Annotated in this window: 16 protein-coding genes; 5 read left to right on the top strand and 11 right to left on the bottom strand. The window is 46.0% G+C overall.

From position 1 onward, the window contains the following. Window positions 1–64: 64 nt before the first annotated feature. Genes ACTHQF_RS05300 through nadD form a run of 3 tightly spaced genes read left to right on the top strand, consistent with a single transcriptional unit; the run spans window position 65 to window position 2101 of the window. Window positions 65–928 (top strand): YicC/YloC family endoribonuclease, encoded by an 864-nt coding sequence (locus tag ACTHQF_RS05300; protein ID WP_440428989.1) that lies wholly within the window; start codon window positions 65–67, stop codon window positions 926–928. A gap of 18 nt (window positions 929–946) precedes the next feature. Next, a complete protein-coding gene (gene gmk, locus ACTHQF_RS05295; RefSeq protein WP_440428869.1) occupies window positions 947–1516 on the top strand; it encodes a guanylate kinase in 570 nt (189 codons plus the stop codon). A gap of 12 nt (window positions 1517–1528) precedes the next feature. Beyond that, complete coding sequence (gene nadD / locus ACTHQF_RS05290; protein ID WP_440428868.1) at window positions 1529–2101, top strand: nicotinate (nicotinamide) nucleotide adenylyltransferase; 573 nt, start codon at window positions 1529–1531, stop codon at window positions 2099–2101. 86 nt (window positions 2102–2187) lie between these two features. Here nadD and ACTHQF_RS05285 read toward each other — a convergent pair whose 3' ends face one another. Then, the gene (locus ACTHQF_RS05285) at window positions 2188–2907 is read right to left on the bottom strand and encodes an SAM-dependent methyltransferase (protein ID WP_440428867.1); all 720 of its coding nucleotides are present in this window, start codon (window positions 2905–2907) and stop codon (window positions 2188–2190) included. A gap of 288 nt (window positions 2908–3195) precedes the next feature. On the opposite strand from ACTHQF_RS05285, the gene ACTHQF_RS05280 reads away from it, so the two are divergent. Together ACTHQF_RS05280 and ACTHQF_RS05275 are read left to right on the top strand one after the other, a co-directional pair. Next, window positions 3196–4599 (top strand): DUF6600 domain-containing protein, encoded by a 1404-nt coding sequence (locus ACTHQF_RS05280; RefSeq protein ID WP_440428865.1) that lies wholly within the window; start codon window positions 3196–3198, stop codon window positions 4597–4599. 101 nt (window positions 4600–4700) lie between these two features. Then, entirely contained in the window at window positions 4701–6281 is a 1581-nt protein-coding gene (locus ACTHQF_RS05275) for a peptide chain release factor 3 (protein ID WP_440428864.1), read from the top strand. Between the two features lie 133 nt (window positions 6282–6414). On the opposite strand, the gene ACTHQF_RS05270 is transcribed toward ACTHQF_RS05275, so the two are convergent. The 10 genes from ACTHQF_RS05270 to ACTHQF_RS05225 form a co-directional block, all read right to left on the bottom strand. Continuing rightward, window positions 6415–7668: a pyridoxal phosphate-dependent aminotransferase gene (locus ACTHQF_RS05270; RefSeq protein WP_440428863.1), complete on the bottom strand. Its 1254-nt coding sequence runs from the start codon at window positions 7666–7668 to the stop codon at window positions 6415–6417. Between the two features lie 15 nt (window positions 7669–7683). Then, on the bottom strand, window positions 7684–9018 hold the full coding sequence (gene argH / locus ACTHQF_RS05265) for an argininosuccinate lyase (RefSeq protein ID WP_440428862.1): 1335 nt from the start codon (window positions 9016–9018) through the stop codon (window positions 7684–7686). Window positions 9019–9090: 72 nt separating this feature from the next. After that, window positions 9091–10158 (bottom strand): M20 family metallo-hydrolase, encoded by a 1068-nt coding sequence (locus ACTHQF_RS05260; RefSeq protein WP_440428861.1) that lies wholly within the window; start codon window positions 10156–10158, stop codon window positions 9091–9093. Between the two features lie 2 nt (window positions 10159–10160). After that, complete coding sequence (gene proC, locus ACTHQF_RS05255; protein ID WP_440428860.1) at window positions 10161–10979, bottom strand: pyrroline-5-carboxylate reductase; 819 nt, start codon at window positions 10977–10979, stop codon at window positions 10161–10163. 2 nt (window positions 10980–10981) lie between these two features. Continuing rightward, the gene (argB, locus tag ACTHQF_RS05250) at window positions 10982–11770 is read right to left on the bottom strand and encodes an acetylglutamate kinase (protein WP_440428859.1); all 789 of its coding nucleotides are present in this window, start codon (window positions 11768–11770) and stop codon (window positions 10982–10984) included. A 19-nt stretch (window positions 11771–11789) separates the two neighbouring features. After that, window positions 11790–12755, bottom strand: coding sequence for an acetylornithine carbamoyltransferase (locus ACTHQF_RS05245; RefSeq protein WP_440428858.1), 966 nt, complete (start codon window positions 12753–12755; stop codon window positions 11790–11792). 9 nt (window positions 12756–12764) lie between these two features. Further along, entirely contained in the window at window positions 12765–13898 is a 1134-nt protein-coding gene (locus tag ACTHQF_RS05240) for an aspartate aminotransferase family protein (RefSeq protein ID WP_440428857.1), read from the bottom strand. A 55-nt stretch (window positions 13899–13953) separates the two neighbouring features. Then, window positions 13954–14925, bottom strand: a complete 972-nt coding sequence (argC, locus tag ACTHQF_RS05235; protein WP_440428856.1) for an N-acetyl-gamma-glutamyl-phosphate reductase — start codon at window positions 14923–14925, stop codon at window positions 13954–13956. After that, entirely contained in the window at window positions 14915–16108 is a 1194-nt protein-coding gene (locus ACTHQF_RS05230) for an argininosuccinate synthase (protein ID WP_440428855.1), read from the bottom strand. The genes argC and ACTHQF_RS05230 overlap by 11 nt, the downstream gene beginning before the upstream one ends. 61 nt (window positions 16109–16169) lie before the next feature. Further along, window positions 16170–16844, bottom strand: a complete 675-nt coding sequence (locus ACTHQF_RS05225) for a GNAT family N-acetyltransferase (protein ID WP_440428854.1) — start codon at window positions 16842–16844, stop codon at window positions 16170–16172. Between the last annotated feature and the right edge of the window lie 522 nt (window positions 16845–17366).

The following is a 17366-nucleotide window of genomic DNA, read 5'->3' as shown; positions in this document are numbered from 1 at the left end:
CTTAAAAAATCGCAGGAATTAAGCATTTTAACAATAAATCATATCTTTGCACATGATAAAATCAATGACAGGTTTTGGCCTGGCTTCTACTGATCATGAAAACAGCAAGTTTTCTGTCGAGATCAAATCCCTGAACAGTAAGTTTCTGGAACTCAACCTGAAGCTGCCAAAAGCCTTTTCTGAAAAGGAACTGCTATTACGCAACATCTGCAGTAAAGACATTGAACGCGGAAAAGTAAATGTTTCCATCAACATTGAACGCGGCGAAGAAAGTCTTAAAGGCGCAACCATCAATGCCGCTTTACTAAGCAAATATTACCGTGAGCTTGAAGCGATAAACGTAAATCTTGGTGCCAATTCAAACAACCTGCTACAGGCAGTATTGAACCTTCCGGAGGTAATTTCCTACGCGGAAGAAGTGGTAAATGAAGGTGACTGGGATATTGTGCACAGCACATTTATGGCCGCCTTACAGAACTTCAACCAGTTTAGAGTTACCGAGGGTGAAGTGCTTAAAACCGACCTGGAGCTTCGGATAAAGAACATTCTCGATCTTTTCTCTCAGATTGAAGTGTTGGAGCCTTCGCGGATTCCTCAGATCAGGGCACGCCTGAACCAATTTCTAGAAGACAACGTAGGTAAAGTGAATATAGACCAGAACCGCCTGGAGCAGGAACTAATCTATTACATTGATAAACTGGATATTACAGAAGAAAAGATACGTCTTAGAAGTCACTGTGAATACTTCACACAGACTCTGAAAAGCAAAGATGCAAACGGTAAAAAGCTTGGATTCATCTCTCAGGAGATTGGTCGTGAGATCAACACCATGGGTGCCAAAGCAAATGATGCACAGATCCAGCAATTGGTTGTGGGCATGAAAGAAGAATTGGAAAAGATTAAGGAACAGCTGTTAAACGTACTCTAACAGGCTCAACATACACAAATGAAACAAGGTAAACTCATTATATTTTCCGCTCCTTCAGGTGCTGGTAAAACAACCATCGTAAAGCATCTTTTAAAGAAATTCCCCAACTTAAGCTTCTCCATTTCTGCGACAACCAGAGAGTCAAGAGGTGCTGAGGTTCATGAAAACGACTATTATTTTATCACCAAAGAAGACTTCTTACACCGCGTTGCCCGCCAGGAATTTGTAGAGTTTGAGGAAGTTTACAGCGGTACTTTCTATGGTACACTTCGCTCAGAGATCGAGCGTATCTGGAATGAAGACAAACATGTGATCTTCGACATCGACGTTGAAGGTGGCTTACGTCTGAAACGCAAATACGAGCAGGATGCCCTGGCAATATTCGTTCAGCCACCCTCATTAGAGGTGCTTAAGGAACGTTTGAGCGGCAGAGGTACCGATAGCGTTGAAAAGCTGCAAGAGCGCTTTGTAAAGGCTGAAAAGGAGCTTCAGTATGCTGACAAGTTCGACGTGATTTTGAAGAATTATGATCTTGAAACAGCTTGCATGGAAGCAGAGCAGTTGGTTGCTGATTTCATAAACAAATAGTTACCCCAGCTGATGAAAGTAGGTTTGTTCTTCGGTTCATTTAATCCGGTACATACCGGGCACCTGATCATCGCCAGTTACATGGCCAACTTTACGGATCTTGATGAGGTATGGATGGTGGTATCGCCGCACAATCCTTTAAAGGATAAGCGTAAACTGACCAACATGTATGATCGGCTGGAGATGACCAGGCTGGCGACGGAGCAGGCGGAACGCGTGAAGGTGAGTAACATCGAATTCGGGCTTCCTCAGCCCTCCTATACGGTGGATACACTGGCTTACCTGAATGAGAAATACCCTGGCAGGGAGTTCGCGCTGATCATGGGTGCGGATAATCTCGCTTCACTCAAGAAATGGAAGAATTATGAGGTACTGCTGGCGAACTACAAGATCTATGTGTACCCAAGACCTGGCTCGGACATTAGCGACTGGGCCAATCATCCGGCGATCCGGGTAACGGATACGCCAAACATGGAGATTTCTTCGACCTTCATCAGGAACGCCATCAAGGAAGGTAAAAACGTGCAGTTCTTCCTGCCAGATAGCGTGTTGGAGTTTATTGAAGGCAAGAATATGTACCGCTAGCTACTGGTTGGACAGTGTTTAAGCGTGATCACTGCAGCATGCTCCTATTGAGGCTTATTGCTTGATGTTCAGGAGGCTTGCAGCGCTTAGCGCAGATGCTGGCGGTAGATCAGAAAGATGGTTGGTTTCTTATGCAGATCGATCTTCTCTTGCTTCCATTGTCCGATGGTCTGCGTTTTTACAAACTCGTCTTCAGCGGTTAAATTGCTCGCCACGCAAAGTAAGGTCTGCGCAGCAGTGTTCTTCAGGATATCATCAAACAGGTGATTGTTACGGAACGGCGTTTCAATGAAGATCTGTGTTTGGCGATTCTTCTCCGCAAGCTGTTCCAGTTCCTTGATCCGCTTACCGCGTTCTACCTTGTCAATCGGGATGTAACCATGAAAGGTAAAGCTTTGTCCGTTGAATCCGGAAGCCATTAAGGCCAGCAGAATGGAGTTAGGTCCAGATAGTGGAACCACTTTGATCCCACGTTTGTGGGCTTCCGCAACCACTTCAGCACCAGGATCAGCAACGCCTGGGCAACCCGCCTCACTCATCAACCCCACATCTTTTCCGGTCATCAGCTCTTTGAAGAAGGGCACCATGGAGTTGCCACGTTTATGCTTTCCATAGTCATGGATCACGAGTTCACTCTGTGGGATCTTGATACCTGCTTCTTTTAGAAACTTACGGGCAGTCTTCTCATTCTCCACAATGTAAGTATTGATGGCATTGATGACTTCGATGTTGTAAGCCGTGAAAGATTTATGCGCCGCGTTTTCCGCCAGCGGTACAGGTATAAGAAACAGAACCCCTTTTTCCATGATGATGATTTAGATCACAAAGGTCGAAATAATTACTTGTAAAGCGAATTCCAGCAAATTGAAGTATAATCTTTAGGTCACATGCAACCTTTTCAGTTGATTGATCATCTAATATTCAGTATATTGAATAGTTCTTTTAAAAACTGCGTTCAAATTTTTAAGACCAGACCTGGGCAATTGTAATATAATTGTTATTATGCAAGCATAATTAAACTATTGCCTTTTCATCCATTCCTACCAATAGATTTTAGGTTAGAAATCAATAAGACACACACAAATCTAAATACCATGAAACACATGATTAAACTACCGGCGCTTGTGCTGGGGCTCATACTGCTCCTCACCGGAATCAACCAGAAAGTGTTTGCACAAGACGAGGACATCTCGTTACAGACTTTCTACGATGAGCTTTCTCCTTATGGCACCTGGATTCAGGATCCGCAGTATGGGTACGTATGGCGCCCGGATGTTGATCAGCGCGAATTCCGGCCTTACTACACCAACGGCCGCTGGGTGATGACCGAATATGGTAACACTTGGGTATCAGAATATGACTGGGGCTGGGCACCTTTCCACTATGGCCGCTGGGTAACCGACCGCTATAATCAATGGCTTTGGATTCCAGACACCACCTGGGGACCTGCATGGGTAAACTGGCGCAGTGGCGCTGGCCAATATGGCTGGGCACCGCTCGGACCAAGCATCAGCATTGGATTTAATGTTCCAAGCTTCTGGTGGGTATTCGTGCCGCAAACCAGGATATATGTAGACCGCTTTCCAAGATACCGATCTTACAGAAATCCAAGGTACATCAGCAATACGGTGATCATCAACAATGTTTATGTACATAACCGTAATACTTATTATACCGGACCAAGAAGGGACGAGATCAGAAGGGTCATCAATCGCGATGTACCGGTTTACAACATCAACAGAATTGACCGTCCAGGCAGAAGCGGTATTTCAAACAACACCGTGAACGTTTACAATCCACGCCCTGTTAGAGGCCTAGATAACCGTAAAGCGGCACCTAGGACTGTTGTACAAAAGGATGCGCTTGTGAGGAATGATCGTGGCGCAACAAGCAGTACCCGGAACAGGAATGATGTCCGGAATGAGCGTCCGCAACAGCGGACTGAAAACCAGGTGAGACCTTCTGCCAGAAGCATCGAGAACCGGACCGATAGAAACAACGATAACCGGATCTCTTCTGAACGTGTAACGCTGGATAGAGCGACCAAGGACAGGAACAGCAGCAGCGAACAAAGGGCACTTGCTGCCCGTGCACAACGTGAGCAACGCGAAACCGCACAGCGGAATCAGGTTGAAAATGTACAGCGCGATGCACAGCAAAGGGAACAACGCGATGCGCAGCAGCGTGATCTTGCACAACGCCAGCAGCGCGACCAGGCAGAACGTCAACAACGCGATGCACAGCAGCGGGAGCAACGTGAGCAGGCACAGCGCCAGCAGCGTGAAAGCCAGCAAAATCAACAACGTGAGGCACAACAGCGTCAGCAACGGGATCAGGCGGAACGCCAGCAGCGGGAATCTCAGCAACGCCAGCAGCGTCAGCAGATGTCCAGCCCGCAACGTACAGAGCGTGTACAAGCGCCACAACGTGCTGCCGAACCAAGAAGCAGCAACGGAGGCTCGGGAGCTACCAGGGCAACCCGTGGCGGCAGAGGTTAATATTACGACGCTACCATTATAAAACCGGCCTTAGTGCCGGTTTTTCTTATTTATATTATAGTTATCTTTGCAGCCTTATTCAATAACAGGCGTAATCCTTTATGATCCACCCAGAAATAGAAAAAAGAAAAACATTTGCCATCATCAGTCACCCCGATGCCGGGAAAACAACACTTACCGAGAAATTCCTGCTTTTCGGAGGTGCAATCAACACAGCGGGTGCGGTAAAAAGGAACAAAGCCAACCAAAGCAATACCTCCGACTTCATGGAAATTGAGAAGCAGCGCGGGATCTCCGTAGCCACTTCCGTGATGGGATTTGAATATAGCGGTAAAAGGATCAACATCCTGGATACGCCAGGTCACAAGGACTTTGCCGAAGATACTTACCGTACACTTTCTGCAGTAGATAGCGTAATCCTTGTGGTAGACTGTGTGAAAGGTGTGGAGGAACAGACCGAGAAGCTCATGGGCGTTTGCCGCATGCGTAATACCCCGGTGATCATCTTCATTAATAAGATGGACCGTGAGGGTAAAGATGCCTTCGATTTGCTTGATGAGATTGAAAATAAACTGAACATTAGCTTGTGCCCACTATCCTGGCCCATTGGGCAGGGACATACCTTTAAAGGGGTTTACAGCATCTACAATAAACACCTAAACCTGTTTGAACCGGATAAAAGCAAGATCAGCGAACCGGTGATAGAAGTGAACGACCTGGAAGATGAAAAGTTAAGCAACTTCCTTAAACCCAAAGAACTTGATGGTTTAAAGAACGATCTGGAACTTGTGGAAGGCGTATATGGCAATCTCGATAACCAGATGTACACCGAAGGCTTGCTTGCTCCCGTATTCTTTGGAAGTGCAATCAATAACTTTGGTATCAAAGAGTTGCTGGATACTTTCATCAATATCGCACCTAGCCCAAAAAGCCGCGAAGCGGAAGAGCGCATGGTAACCGTTGAAGAGAAAAACTTCAGTGGATTTGTATTCAAGATCCACGCAAACCTGGATCCCAAACACCGCGACCGTATTGCCTTCTTGAGGATCTGCTCCGGTAAATTCGAGCGTAACAAGTTCTACTACCATACCCGCCAGGATAAAAAGCTGAAGTTCTCCAACCCGATGGACTTCATGGCCAATGAGAAGAGTATTGTGGAAGAGGCATGGCCAGGTGATGTTGTCGGTTTATATGATAGCGGCAACTTCAAAATTGGAGACACCCTTACTGAGGGCGAGAAACTTCAATTTAAGGGCATTCCAAGCTTCTCTCCTGAAATTTTTAAGGAAGTAGAGAACAGAGATCCACTTAGAACCAAACAGCTTGAAAAGGGCATACAGCAGCTTACCGAAGAAGGTGTCGCCCAGCTCTTCGTACAGCAGCCTGGTAATCGTAAAATCATTGGTGCCGTAGGTGAACTGCAGTTCGAGGTAATTGCTTTCCGTTTAGAGCACGAATACGGCGCTAAAGCGCATTTCCGTACGCTGACATACAGCCGCTCCAATTGGGTAACTTCGAAAGACAAGAAGAAGCTGGAAGAGTTCCTTAAACGTAAACAGGCACATATTGGTACCGACAAGGACGGCAATCCGGTGTACCTTGCAGATAACGACTTCATGATCAACATGACCATGCGCGATTATCCGGATATCGAATTCCACAAAACATCAGAGTTTAAGTAATCAGCATTAAATAGCATGAAAAAGGCGACCAATGGTCGCCTTTTTCATGCTATTTATATTGAGCTTTTTCCTTATATGACACTTGCAACAGGCGTATTTCTCCACGCGAGCAGAAGTCCATCGATCGGAAGTACTATTTCAACTTACTCAAAGCAGCTTTAATTCTTGGCATCATTGCCTGGATGTCTTCTAAAGAACAACCGCCAACAGAAGCCCTGAACCAAGGCATGCTATGCTCGTTGCCAAACGCGGAGAAGGGAACCAATGCGCACTGCGCTTCCTTAATCAGGTAGAAGTTTACATCCGCACTATCCTTCAAAACATCACCTGCAGGCGTTGTCTTCCCGATATAATCAATCTTGATGGTCAGGTAAATTGCACCCATTGGCACTACTGCATCGACGTTAAAACCTTCCGCTTTAAGCGACTGGAAACCATCGTAAATTGCATTGAGGCTCAACTGGATCTGCTCTTTGAAGTTTCCAAGGAAGGTGTCTACCTGCGCATCGTCCGCAAAATACTTACTAACCGCTACCTGCTCCGCTTTAGGCGCCCAGGCTCCGATGTGACCAAGTAATGCTTTCATCTTAGAAATCACCAATGATGGTCCGAAAGCCCAACCTACCCGAACACCGGTTGCAGCAAGTGCTTTTGAAATCCCGTCGATGTAGATTACGTAGTCTTTCAGCTCAGGGCGCAAAGTCACCGGGTTAACGTGTTCCTTATCAAAGGTCAGCAAAGAATAGATCTGGTCGTACATCAAGTACAAAGGCTTCTCCCCTGCTGACCGGGATTTGTTCTCCTCCAACACGATGTCGCAGATCTCTTCCAGCTGTTCTGCACTGAACATGGTACCGGTCGGGTTCAACGGCGAACATAAGGCAAGCAAGGTTGCACCTTTCAAATGTGGCTTCAGCTGTGCTGCAGTAGGCATGAAGTTGTTCTCAACGGTCGTTTCAACAGCCACACCGTTTGCAGAAGATAATGTACAGTAGTGGTTGTTATTCCAGGATGGTGCCGGATAGATCACCTTATCGCCTGGATCAACCAGGGCCAGGTAAGTGGCATAGATCAATGGCCTTGAACCGCCGGAGATCAGGATGTCACCGGTGCTATAGTTCAGGTTCATTCGCTTATCCAGCAGGTTCGCTACCGTTTCCCGTAGCGGCAATATACCATCCGCAGGTGGATAGTTAGTTTGATGATCATTATACGCCGCAATGATCTCCGATTTCAAAGCTTCAGGTATTGGGAATACAGCAGGGTCAAAATCACCTATCGTAAGATTGGCGATCTTGGCGCCCTTTCGTTTCAACTCGTTGACTTCATTTCCAATTTTGATAATCTCCGAGCCTACAAGGGCGTTTGCTAATAAGGATACATTCATTTCTAATTGATTTAATTAATGTGCCAGTAATTTTTCAATGGCACCTTTTACTTTTTCAAAGTTAAACTGCGCAAGCACCTCATTCATCATGCCCGAGATCTCCTCGTTGCATAGATTACCGATACTGCCCTCATGCACATGGTTCACGGCAGTACCTGGTTCAAAAGTGCCGTTCTCGATGGTCTCGCCAACAATCTTGTAAGCCTCTCTAAATGGAACACCGTTCAGTGCAAGTTCATTCACAGACTCCACACTGAACAAATATGCATACTTTTTATCCGCCAGGATGCCGTCTTTAACCTCAATGTGCTGTAACATATAAGTTGCCATCTGCAGGCATTCATTAAGGGAGGTAATTGCTGGAAACAAGCTTTCTTTCAACAACTGCAGATCGCGGTGATATCCTGAAGGCAGGTTGGTCGTCATCATGGCAATTTCATTAGGCAAGGCCTGGATTTTGTTGCAGCGTGAGCGAATAAGCTCAAAAACATCCGGGTTCTTCTTATGCGGCATGATGCTGGAACCCGTAGTCAGTTCCGCTGGAAAACTAATGAAGCTGAAGTTCTGATTGATGAACAAACATACATCCATGGCCATCTTAGCCAGTGTAGCAGCAATAGAAGACATTGCTTGTGCCAAAATACGCTCCGTTTTCCCACGGCCCATCTGGGCATAAACCACGTTGTAGTTCAACCGTTCGAAGCCCAGGAGTTCCGTTGTCCTGGTTCTGTTCAAAGGAAAGGAAGAACCATATCCCGCAGCAGAACCCAATGGGTTTTTATTGGTGATCTTCCAGGCGGCAAGCATCATGTCCATATCATCAACCAGGCTTTCTGCATAAGCACCAAACCACAGCCCGAAGGATGAAGGCATGGCGATCTGTAGGTGTGTATAGCCCGGCAGTAGTTTATCTTTATGCGTATTGCTCAAGCTGATCAGCTGTTCAAAGAGTGCGGAGGTGTTTGTCACCATGCCCTCGATGCAGGCACGGAAGTAAAGTTTTAAGTCTACCAGCACCTGGTCATTTCTAGATCTGCCGCTGTGTATCTTTTTACCAGCTTCACCGATGCGCTGCGTTAAGAGCCACTCTACCTGAGAGTGCACATCTTCCACCGCATCTTCAATCACGAAATCACCGGATTCAATCTCTTTATAGATCTGCTTTAAAGCCGATTGCACGGTTTTAAGCTCTTCAGCTGTAAGCAGGTTAATACTTTCAAGCATCTCCACATGCGCCAAGGAGCCTAATACGTCGAAAGCCGCCATCTCCAGGTCAAGCTCCCGGTCGCGCCCAACAGTAAATGTTTCAATGTCCTTGTTCACGTCAATGTTTTTTTGCCAGATCTTCATGCTTACCGATATATTTAAATTGAAACAAAAATAGGAATAATTAATAAGAGCCGTGCCGGCGAGGCTTTACCGTTACCCAGCGGTGATCACGGGCTTAAGCATCTCCACGTAGCCTTCAATGCCATCCAGAATCTCCTGAACGTAAACGTACTCATCCGCCATATGCGAACGCGCCGAATCCCCAGGCCCAACCTTCAGCGAAGGAATGCTTAATAATGCCTGGTCTGAAGTAGTCGGAGAGCCGTAAGTTTCCTTACCCATGCGGATACCGCTTTGTACAATTGGATGGTTCTTATCAATTGAAGAAGGTTTCAAACGCGTAGAGCGCGGTTTAACCGCACAACTTACATTGGTCTTAATGATCTTCAGCACCTCTTCATTCGTATAAGCGTCTGTTACCCGCACATCAACAGTGAAGCTGCAAAGCTCGGGCACCACGTTATGCTGTGTGCCGGCGTTTATTACGGTAACCGACATCTTTAAAGGTCCAAACAGCTCGGAAACCTTCGCAAAGCGATAGGATTTAAACCATTGAATATCCTTCAAAGCTTTATAGATCGCGTTCTCCCCTTCTTCACGTGCAGCATGACCAGCTTTGCCATGCACCTGGCAGTCCAGCACCATTAAACCTCTTTCCGCAATGGCAAGGTTCATCAGGGTAGGCTCACCGACAATCGCGAAATCCAACAAACCAAGCTCAGGCAAGATGCTTTCCAGCCCATTCAGACCAGAAATCTCCTCCTCTGCAGTGGCTGCCAGACAAAGGTTGTACGTTAAATCTTCGGTATTGTAGTAGTAAAGAAAGGTTGCAATGAGGGAAACCAGACAGCCGCCTGCATCATTGCTTCCTAAGCCATAAAGCTTGCCCGCTTCTACATCCGGAGAGAAAGGATTCCTGGTGTAACCGGAATTGGGCTTTACGGTATCGTGATGGGAGTTTAAAAGCAAAGTTGGCTTATTGGCATCAAACTGAGCATTATAAGCCCAGACATTGTTACCCTTTCGCTGGGTTTTCACATTTCGTTCCCGCAGGAAGCGTTCAATTACATCAGCTGTCTTATCTTCTTCCCTGCTGAACGATGAAATCGTGATCAATTCTTTCAACAATGCTACTGCATCATTTTGCAGTTTCTCCATCATAGCTATTCTTTTTTATATAGTTCACCTGCTTTTACTGCAGATAATTTTATGCCTTTTATCAGTGAAGAGCTGAAGCCATTATGCTCCATCTCGTTCAAACCTGCAATGGTGCAGCCCTTCGGGGAAGTCACCTTATCTATTTCCTGCTCTGGATGCGATTCCATCTGCAAGAGCAGATCTGCAGCACCCTTAGCGGTCTGTACCGCCATCTTCAATGCATCCTCGGCATGAAAGCCGATCTCTACCCCACCCTGCGAAGCCGCACGAATGGCACGTAAAAAGAAAGCAATACCACAAGCACACAGTGCCGTAGCTGCCGTCATCAGGTCTTCGTTAATCTTAACCACTGCACCAACGGTTTCGAACATACGGCTTACCAGCTGCACGTTTGCTTCAGATGCTCGGTCCGTAGCCACACAGGTCATGGATTGCCCAATGGCGATGGCTGTATTCGGCATGGCCCGTACCACCTCTAAACCCGCCGAAAGTTTGCTCCGGATATCGGCGCAACTTACCCCGGAAGCAACTGAAATTACCAGGTGCCTGCTCACATCGATCACCGGACTAATCTCCTCCAGCAGTTTATTTAACTGCTGTGGCAACACACAAAGCACCACGATATCAGCTGCTGCAACCGCAGCAGGATTATCTCCGCTAATGCCGAAACCCTGTTCTGCAAAAGCACTTAAACCTGCTACATTCCTGCGGGTTAAGGTAATCTGCGAAGCAGAAGCATAGCCTGACTTCACCAACCCACGCGCCAATGAAGTTCCGATATTTCCGCTGCCAATGATGGCGATTTGACCTGTAAACTGCTCCATGATTATTGCGTTAAACGTGTACCTTTTGCATCACCATTCTTTAAAAGTTCATCGGCATGGCCGATCAACACTTCTTTTACTCCACTTTTAATTGCTTCAAAAGCATTGTGCAACTTCGGGATCATGCCTCCGGATATCACACCAGATTCCTGCAATGAAGTAAACTCCTCCAGGCGGATCTCCCGGATCAGCGAGCTTTCATCATCCACATCGCGTAGCACCCCTTTTTTCTCGAAGCAATAAATCAGCGTAGTATCGTAAACTGAAGACATTGCAACTGCGATGGCAGAAGCAATAGTGTCCGCATTGGTATTCAGTAGCTGGGTATCCCCATCGTGCGTAAGCGCACAGAACACAGGTACCAGCTTACTCCCTAAAAGACTGGAAATGGTCTCAACGGAAACGGAATGTTCATCAAGATCGCCCACAAAGCCATAATCAATGGCCTTTACTGGCCGTTTCACTGCTTTGATCGTATTGCCATCTGCGCCGGTTAAGCCGATCGCATTGCAATACCTGGCCTGCAGCTGGGCCACAATATTTTTGTTGATCAACCCGGCATAAGCCATGGTCACGATCCTTAACGTATGGATATCAGTAATTCGCCGTCCATCAACCATTTTCGCTTCAATGCCCATAGACACCCCAAGCTCCGTCGCTACTTTTCCGCCTCCATGTACCAGGATTTTATCGCCCGATAATGCAGAGAAGTCTTCCAGGAAGTAATGTAACTGCTCCGAATTGTCAATTACATTACCCCCGATTTTTACTATGGTGAGTGTCTTTTTCATCTTTAGAATTTAAGAAATCCTAAGATAGGCTTTGCAAAAGATCTTTCAAAACCGCCTGTGCAGCCCATAAGCGGTTCCCAGCTTCATGGATCACCAGTGAATTTGGCCCGTCCAGGATCTCTGAGGATAGTTCAAGGTCCCTTCTTACCGGCAAACAGTGCATCACTTTCGCATCGTTCGTCAAAGCAAGTTTCTCATTGTTCATCATCCAGCCTTCCGGATAAGGAAGCACCTGTCCGTAAGAACTGTAGCTCGACCAGTTTTTCACGTAAACATAATCCGCACCCTGAAGTGCCTCATCAATGTTATGCACGATCTGCGCACCCGGCGTAAAGTCTTCATTCAATTCAAAACCTTCAGGCTGTGCAATGGTAAAATCGACCATACCAAGCTCCTGCGCTTTGCACATCCACTCGGCAAAAGAATTCGGAACAGCTTGCGGCAATGCTTTCACGTGCGGCGCCCAGGCCAAAACTACCTTAGGCTTTGCCTCAGCTTTCCAGGTTTCTTTGATTGTTACCAGATCCGCAAGACTCTGCAGCGGGTGACGCGTTGCGCTTTCTAAACTCACTACCGGTACACCGCAGTAAGAAACAAACTTGTTAAAGAAATCCTCACTGTAATCCTCTTCACGATCCTTCAGTTTTGGAAAAGAACGTAAGCCAAGAATGTCGCAGTATTGCCCCATGACCGCAGCCGCTTCGCGGATATGCTCTACGGTGCTGCCGTTCATCACCACGCCATCTTGCGTTTCAAGCGCCCAGCCGTCTTTATCCATGTTCATGACCATAACGCTCATGCCCAGGTTTATCGCAGCCTTCTGCGTGCTTAAACGCGTACGTAAACTTGGATTTAAAAACACCAGACCTAAGGTCTTATTTTCACCAAGCTGCTTATCGCTATATGGATTTGATTTTAAACTTAACGCATCTTTCACCAACTGTTCAACGTCAGCGACGTCATGTACAGATGTAAATTGTTTCATAACGGATTCTTAATCTTTTAAAGCCAGGGAGAATTTTTCAAGGAACAAGTCTGCATGTGCCTTTGTCAGGTTTAATGCAGGCAGCAAGCGAATCACATTCGGCTTTGCTTCCCCAGTGAATATATGATGTTTAAAGAGCAGGTTCTTTTTCACGCCCGATAGTTCTGCAGGCAGATCGATACCGATCATTAAACCACGGCCACGTACCGCCTGCACTTCAGAGAATTTCTTCAGTTCTGTGATCAGGTAAGCACCTACTTCCGCAGCATTCTTCATCAATTGATCCTGCTCCATTACCTCCAAAACCGCCAATGCTGCCGCACAAGCCAGGTGGTTACCACCGAAAGTAGTACCCAGCATCCCGTGCCATGGCACAAACTTCGGCGCAATGGAGATCGCACCGATCGGAAAACCATTCCCCATACCTTTTGCCATGGTATAGATGTCAGCGTCCACGCCTGCATAATCATGCGAGTAAAACAAGCCTGTACGACCGTATCCGCATTGTACGCTATCCGCGATAAATACCGCATCATACTGGTCACAGAATGATCTGATGGATTTCAAGAATTCTACTGAAGCTTCTTTGATCCCGCCAACACCCTGAATACCTTCAATAATCACGGATGATATCTCTTCACCATGATCTTCAAAGGCTTGCGCAAGTGCCGCCACGTCATTAAATGGAAGGAAAACTACATTATCGGTTTCATTTACCGGCGCAATAATCTTTGGATTATCTGTTGCCGACACCGCAAGGGAGGTTCTGCCATGGAATGCACCTTTAAAGGCGATTACCGTCTTTTTGTTGTTATAGAAAGAAGCAAGCTTCAGTGCGTTTTCATTCGCCTCCGCACCAGAGTTACAAAGGAATAACCGGTAATCTGTCTTACCGGAAACCTGACCCAATTTCTCCGCAAGCTGTACCTGCAAAGGAATTTTAATGGAGTTGGAATAGAAACCAACCTTAGATAGCTGGTCGGTTAAACGGCTAACATAATGCGGATGGGTGTGCCCGATAGAAATTACAGCGTGGCCGCCATAAAGATCAAGGTATTCCTGTCCGTTTGCATCCCATACATTGCTGCCGGATGCTTTTACAATTTCGATATCATTTAATGGATAAACGTCAAATAAGTTCATTTTAAAAAGGTTTAAAGACCAGAAGGCCCGGTTTAAAAATTAGACAATGCTCAAATTAAAAGGCAGAAGCCTTCAACCGCAAGCCTTGCCGTTCTTCCAGTCCAAACATCAGGTTCATATTCTGAACCGCCTGTCCGCTGGCACCTTTTAACAAGTTATCAATTATGCTGATCACATGGAGCTTACTTCCATATTTCTGCACGTATAACAAGCCCTTATTGGTGTTCACCACCTGTTTTAAATCTATATTCTTCTTGCTTACATGGGTAAAGGCTGCATCCGCATAATAATCTTCATACAACTTTAGCGCTTCCTCGGCAGAAAGATCGGTATCCAGATAGATAGATGCCAGAATCCCCCTGGTAAAATCACCGCGTTGCGGGATGAAGGTCACCGGTGCACTGAACTCAGGATCAAGCACCACCATGCTCTCTCCAATCTCATTCAGATGCTGGTGATCAAAAGCTTTATATATGGAAAGATTATTATTGCGCCAGCTGAAGTGTGAGGTCGTAGAAAGACCTTGTCCAGCACCGGTAGAACCAGTTGTCGCGTTGATGTGGATCTCGCTTTTAAGTAATCCCTTCGCAGCCATCGGCAGTAAACCCAGCTGTATCGCCGTTGCAAAACAGCCTGGATTAGCAATGCAATTCGCTGTTTTGATTCGCTCACGGTTAAACTCCGGCAAACCATAAACCCAGTCGTTACCCGCCGCAGCTTTTAACCTGAAATCCTGGCTCAGATCAATGATCTTTACCCCTTTATCGATCGGATTGGCATCCAAAAACTTCTTCGCATCACCATGGCCAACACATAAAAACAGCACATCAATATCCTGTTTTAAAGTACCTGAAAAACGAAAATCCGTATCCCCGTAAAGATCAGTATGTACGTCAGAGACCAGATTACCTTCATTGCTGCTGCTCAGCACGAAGTCAATTTCCACGTCAGGGTGGTTCAGCAACAGGCGAAGCATCTCTCCACCGGTATAACCCGCACCACCAACGATTCCTGCTTTAATCTTCATGGCCGTTCACTTTGTGCCAGATCATCACCTGGTTTCCAAAAATCTTGGAGAAGCCTTTTACATCTTCGCCAGACCAGGTGTTGTTCATCTCGCCGTAGCTACCAAATTTGTTGCTCATCAGGTCGTGCGCAGACTCGATACCGATGATCTGGAAACGGTAAGGCATCAATTCAACGAAAACCTTTCCGCTAACCACTTTCTGCGTATCGGCAAGGAAAGCCTCTATGTTGCGCATGATCGGATCGTGAAACTGACCTTCATGCAGCCAGTTGCCATAGAAAGAAGCGAGTTGCTCTTTCCAGCTTAGCTGCCATTTGGTTAGCGTGTGTTTTTCTAAAGTATGGTGTGCTTTGATGATCAGGATCGGTGCCGCAGCTTCGAAACCTACACGGCCTTTGATACCGATGATAGTATCACCAACGTGTACATCGCGACCGATGCCATAAGGCTGTGCAATGGCCTGCAATTTCTGGATTGCCGCAACTGGTGCCAAGGTTTCGCCATCAATGCCGGTGAGTTCACCTTTTTCGAAAGTAAGCTCAATTCTGCGATTGCCGCTTTCGGTAACCTGGGTCGGCCATGCCTCTTCCGGTAACATCTCATGAGAAGTTAAAGTCTCCTGACCACCTACGGAAGTTCCCCAAAGCCCTTTATTGATTGAATATCTCGCTTTCGCTGCACTATATTCAACACCATGCTCTGCAAGATATTTGATTTCCGCTTCGCGGGATAATTTTAAGTCACGGATCGGCGTGATGATCTCTACCTCCGGAATGATGATGTTGAAGATCATATCGAAACGCACCTGATCATTACCAGCACCGGTGCTTCCGTGTGCCACGTAATCCGCGCCAATCTTTTTAACGTAGTTCGCAATTGCTGTGGCCTGACTTACACGTTCCGCGCTAACAGAAAGCGGGTAAGTGGCATTTTTAAGCACATTACCAAACACAAGGTACTTAATACAACCGTCGTAGTAGTTGTCGGTTTCATCAACCACGGCATGAGAAGCTACACCCAGTGCGTATGCCCGTCTCTCAATTTCCTGTAATTCTTCTTCAGAAAAACCACCGGTGTTTACAATGACAGAGTGTACCTCTAAATCACGATCCTGAGACAGGTAAACACAACAAAACGAGGTGTCTAACCCTCCGCTAAAAGCTAAAACGACTTTCTTTTTCATCTATTTTATATTTGTGTTGGTGATGAAACCATCCTAGTGACGATTTCAAAAATTGAAATTGCTATTTAAACAGCGATAAAAATAATAAGGGACTCTTTTTGATGATCATCTTTTGCTTCATCAGCATAAAACGTTCATAGAGCTTAGGCTTGCGCTTCAACTCCTCTGCGAATTTCTTCGCAACGTCATGCTTTTGGGTCGCCGGATCATAAAGCATTGCCGTACACATGCAGTTCTTACGATCCTTACTTTTCAGGATCTCAAAATTTACACAGCTTTGGCAGCCTTTCCAGAATTCCTCATCCTGCGTAAGCTCAGAATACGTTACCGGTTCATAACCCAGATCAGAGTTAATTTTCATCACAGCAAGACCGGTTGTTAAACCGAAGATCTTTGCTTTAGGGTATTTTGTACGGGAGAGTTCGAAAATTCTTTCTTTGATGGCATGCGCCAGTCCGGCTTTTCTGTAATTCGGACTAACGATCAGTCCAGAGTTGGCCACAAACTGACCATGGCTCCAGGTTTCGATGTAGCAAAACCCTGCCCAGCTGCCATCCTTATGGAAAGCGATCACCGCTTTGCCATCCGCCATTTTGCCAGCAACATACTCCGGAGAACGTTTGGCAATTCCTGTACCGCGGGCCTTAGCAGATTCGGCCATTTCATTGCAGATTTCCTCTGCAAAAACACGATGTTCAGGTAGTGCAACCTGCACTATAAAATCGTTTATATTCATTATTTATATAACGAAAAAATAAAATAACTGTTTAACTGTTTGGAACGAATATGTCCCGGGGGCGATGAGTAGCAATTACTCAAAGACGTGGCGTGTAGGCATGCCGGTTGGACGGCGCAAAAAATATGGGTCGTAAACGTTCGATAAACAAACTATTAGAAGCGAGAACCTTTGCCGCTATAATGGAAAGTTTATGTGTGTTTTGTTTACTCATTTTCTGTGTTAGATCCCGCTTTAAATTAATTGAAGCGCAAAGGTTTAAATAAATATTCAGTTGTGCAAAACGTTTTTGCTTTTTTTACATTTCCCTTAAAGTGATCGATTTTCGAGGCAACATCATTGAAGGGTCTGAATATCAATTTATTACAGAGGGCATCAAACTTCGAAATATTCAACCGGACTGCCAAAAAACCTTAACTTATTTAACAAACAGGAACATACCTGTTTTGTTCCAAAAAAACAGCCTTAAAAATTGCATGAATATCTTATCCGAAAGGAAAAGGATCATTACCTAATTCGTAG

Origin of the sequence: Pedobacter sp. SAFR-022 (assembly GCF_051965375.1) — a bacterium.
Taxonomy (GTDB): Bacteria; Bacteroidota; Bacteroidia; order Sphingobacteriales; family Sphingobacteriaceae; genus Pedobacter.
Note: the sequence above shows the minus strand (reverse complement) of the source record. Positions and strands in the feature narration are given on the sequence as shown.

Coding starts and splice junctions, on each gene's coding strand:
- ACTHQF_RS05285 (WP_440428867.1), bottom strand. CDS start 2,907: ATGGAAAAAGGGGTTCTGTTTCTTATACCTGTACCGCTGGCGGAAAAC.
- proC (WP_440428860.1), bottom strand. CDS start 10,979: ATGGAGCAGTTTACAGGTCAAATCGCCATCATTGGCAGCGGAAATATC.
- ACTHQF_RS05280 (WP_440428865.1), top strand. CDS start 3,196: ATGAAACACATGATTAAACTACCGGCGCTTGTGCTGGGGCTCATACTG.
- nadD (WP_440428868.1), top strand. CDS start 1,529: ATGAAAGTAGGTTTGTTCTTCGGTTCATTTAATCCGGTACATACCGGG.
- ACTHQF_RS05270 (WP_440428863.1), bottom strand. CDS start 7,668: ATGAATGTATCCTTATTAGCAAACGCCCTTGTAGGCTCGGAGATTATC.
- ACTHQF_RS05300 (WP_440428989.1), top strand. CDS start 65: ATGACAGGTTTTGGCCTGGCTTCTACTGATCATGAAAACAGCAAGTTT.
- ACTHQF_RS05260 (WP_440428861.1), bottom strand. CDS start 10,158: ATGATGGAGAAACTGCAAAATGATGCAGTAGCATTGTTGAAAGAATTG.
- ACTHQF_RS05225 (WP_440428854.1), bottom strand. CDS start 16,844: ATGAATATAAACGATTTTATAGTGCAGGTTGCACTACCTGAACATCGT.
- ACTHQF_RS05245 (WP_440428858.1), bottom strand. CDS start 12,755: ATGAAACAATTTACATCTGTACATGACGTCGCTGACGTTGAACAGTTG.
- ACTHQF_RS05240 (WP_440428857.1), bottom strand. CDS start 13,898: ATGAACTTATTTGACGTTTATCCATTAAATGATATCGAAATTGTAAAA.
- argC (WP_440428856.1), bottom strand. CDS start 14,925: ATGAAGATTAAAGCAGGAATCGTTGGTGGTGCGGGTTATACCGGTGGA.
- argH (WP_440428862.1), bottom strand. CDS start 9,018: ATGAAGATCTGGCAAAAAAACATTGACGTGAACAAGGACATTGAAACA.
- argB (WP_440428859.1), bottom strand. CDS start 11,770: ATGAAAAAGACACTCACCATAGTAAAAATCGGGGGTAATGTAATTGAC.
- ACTHQF_RS05275 (WP_440428864.1), top strand. CDS start 4,701: ATGATCCACCCAGAAATAGAAAAAAGAAAAACATTTGCCATCATCAGT.
- gmk (WP_440428869.1), top strand. CDS start 947: ATGAAACAAGGTAAACTCATTATATTTTCCGCTCCTTCAGGTGCTGGT.
- ACTHQF_RS05230 (WP_440428855.1), bottom strand. CDS start 16,108: ATGAAAAAGAAAGTCGTTTTAGCTTTTAGCGGAGGGTTAGACACCTCG.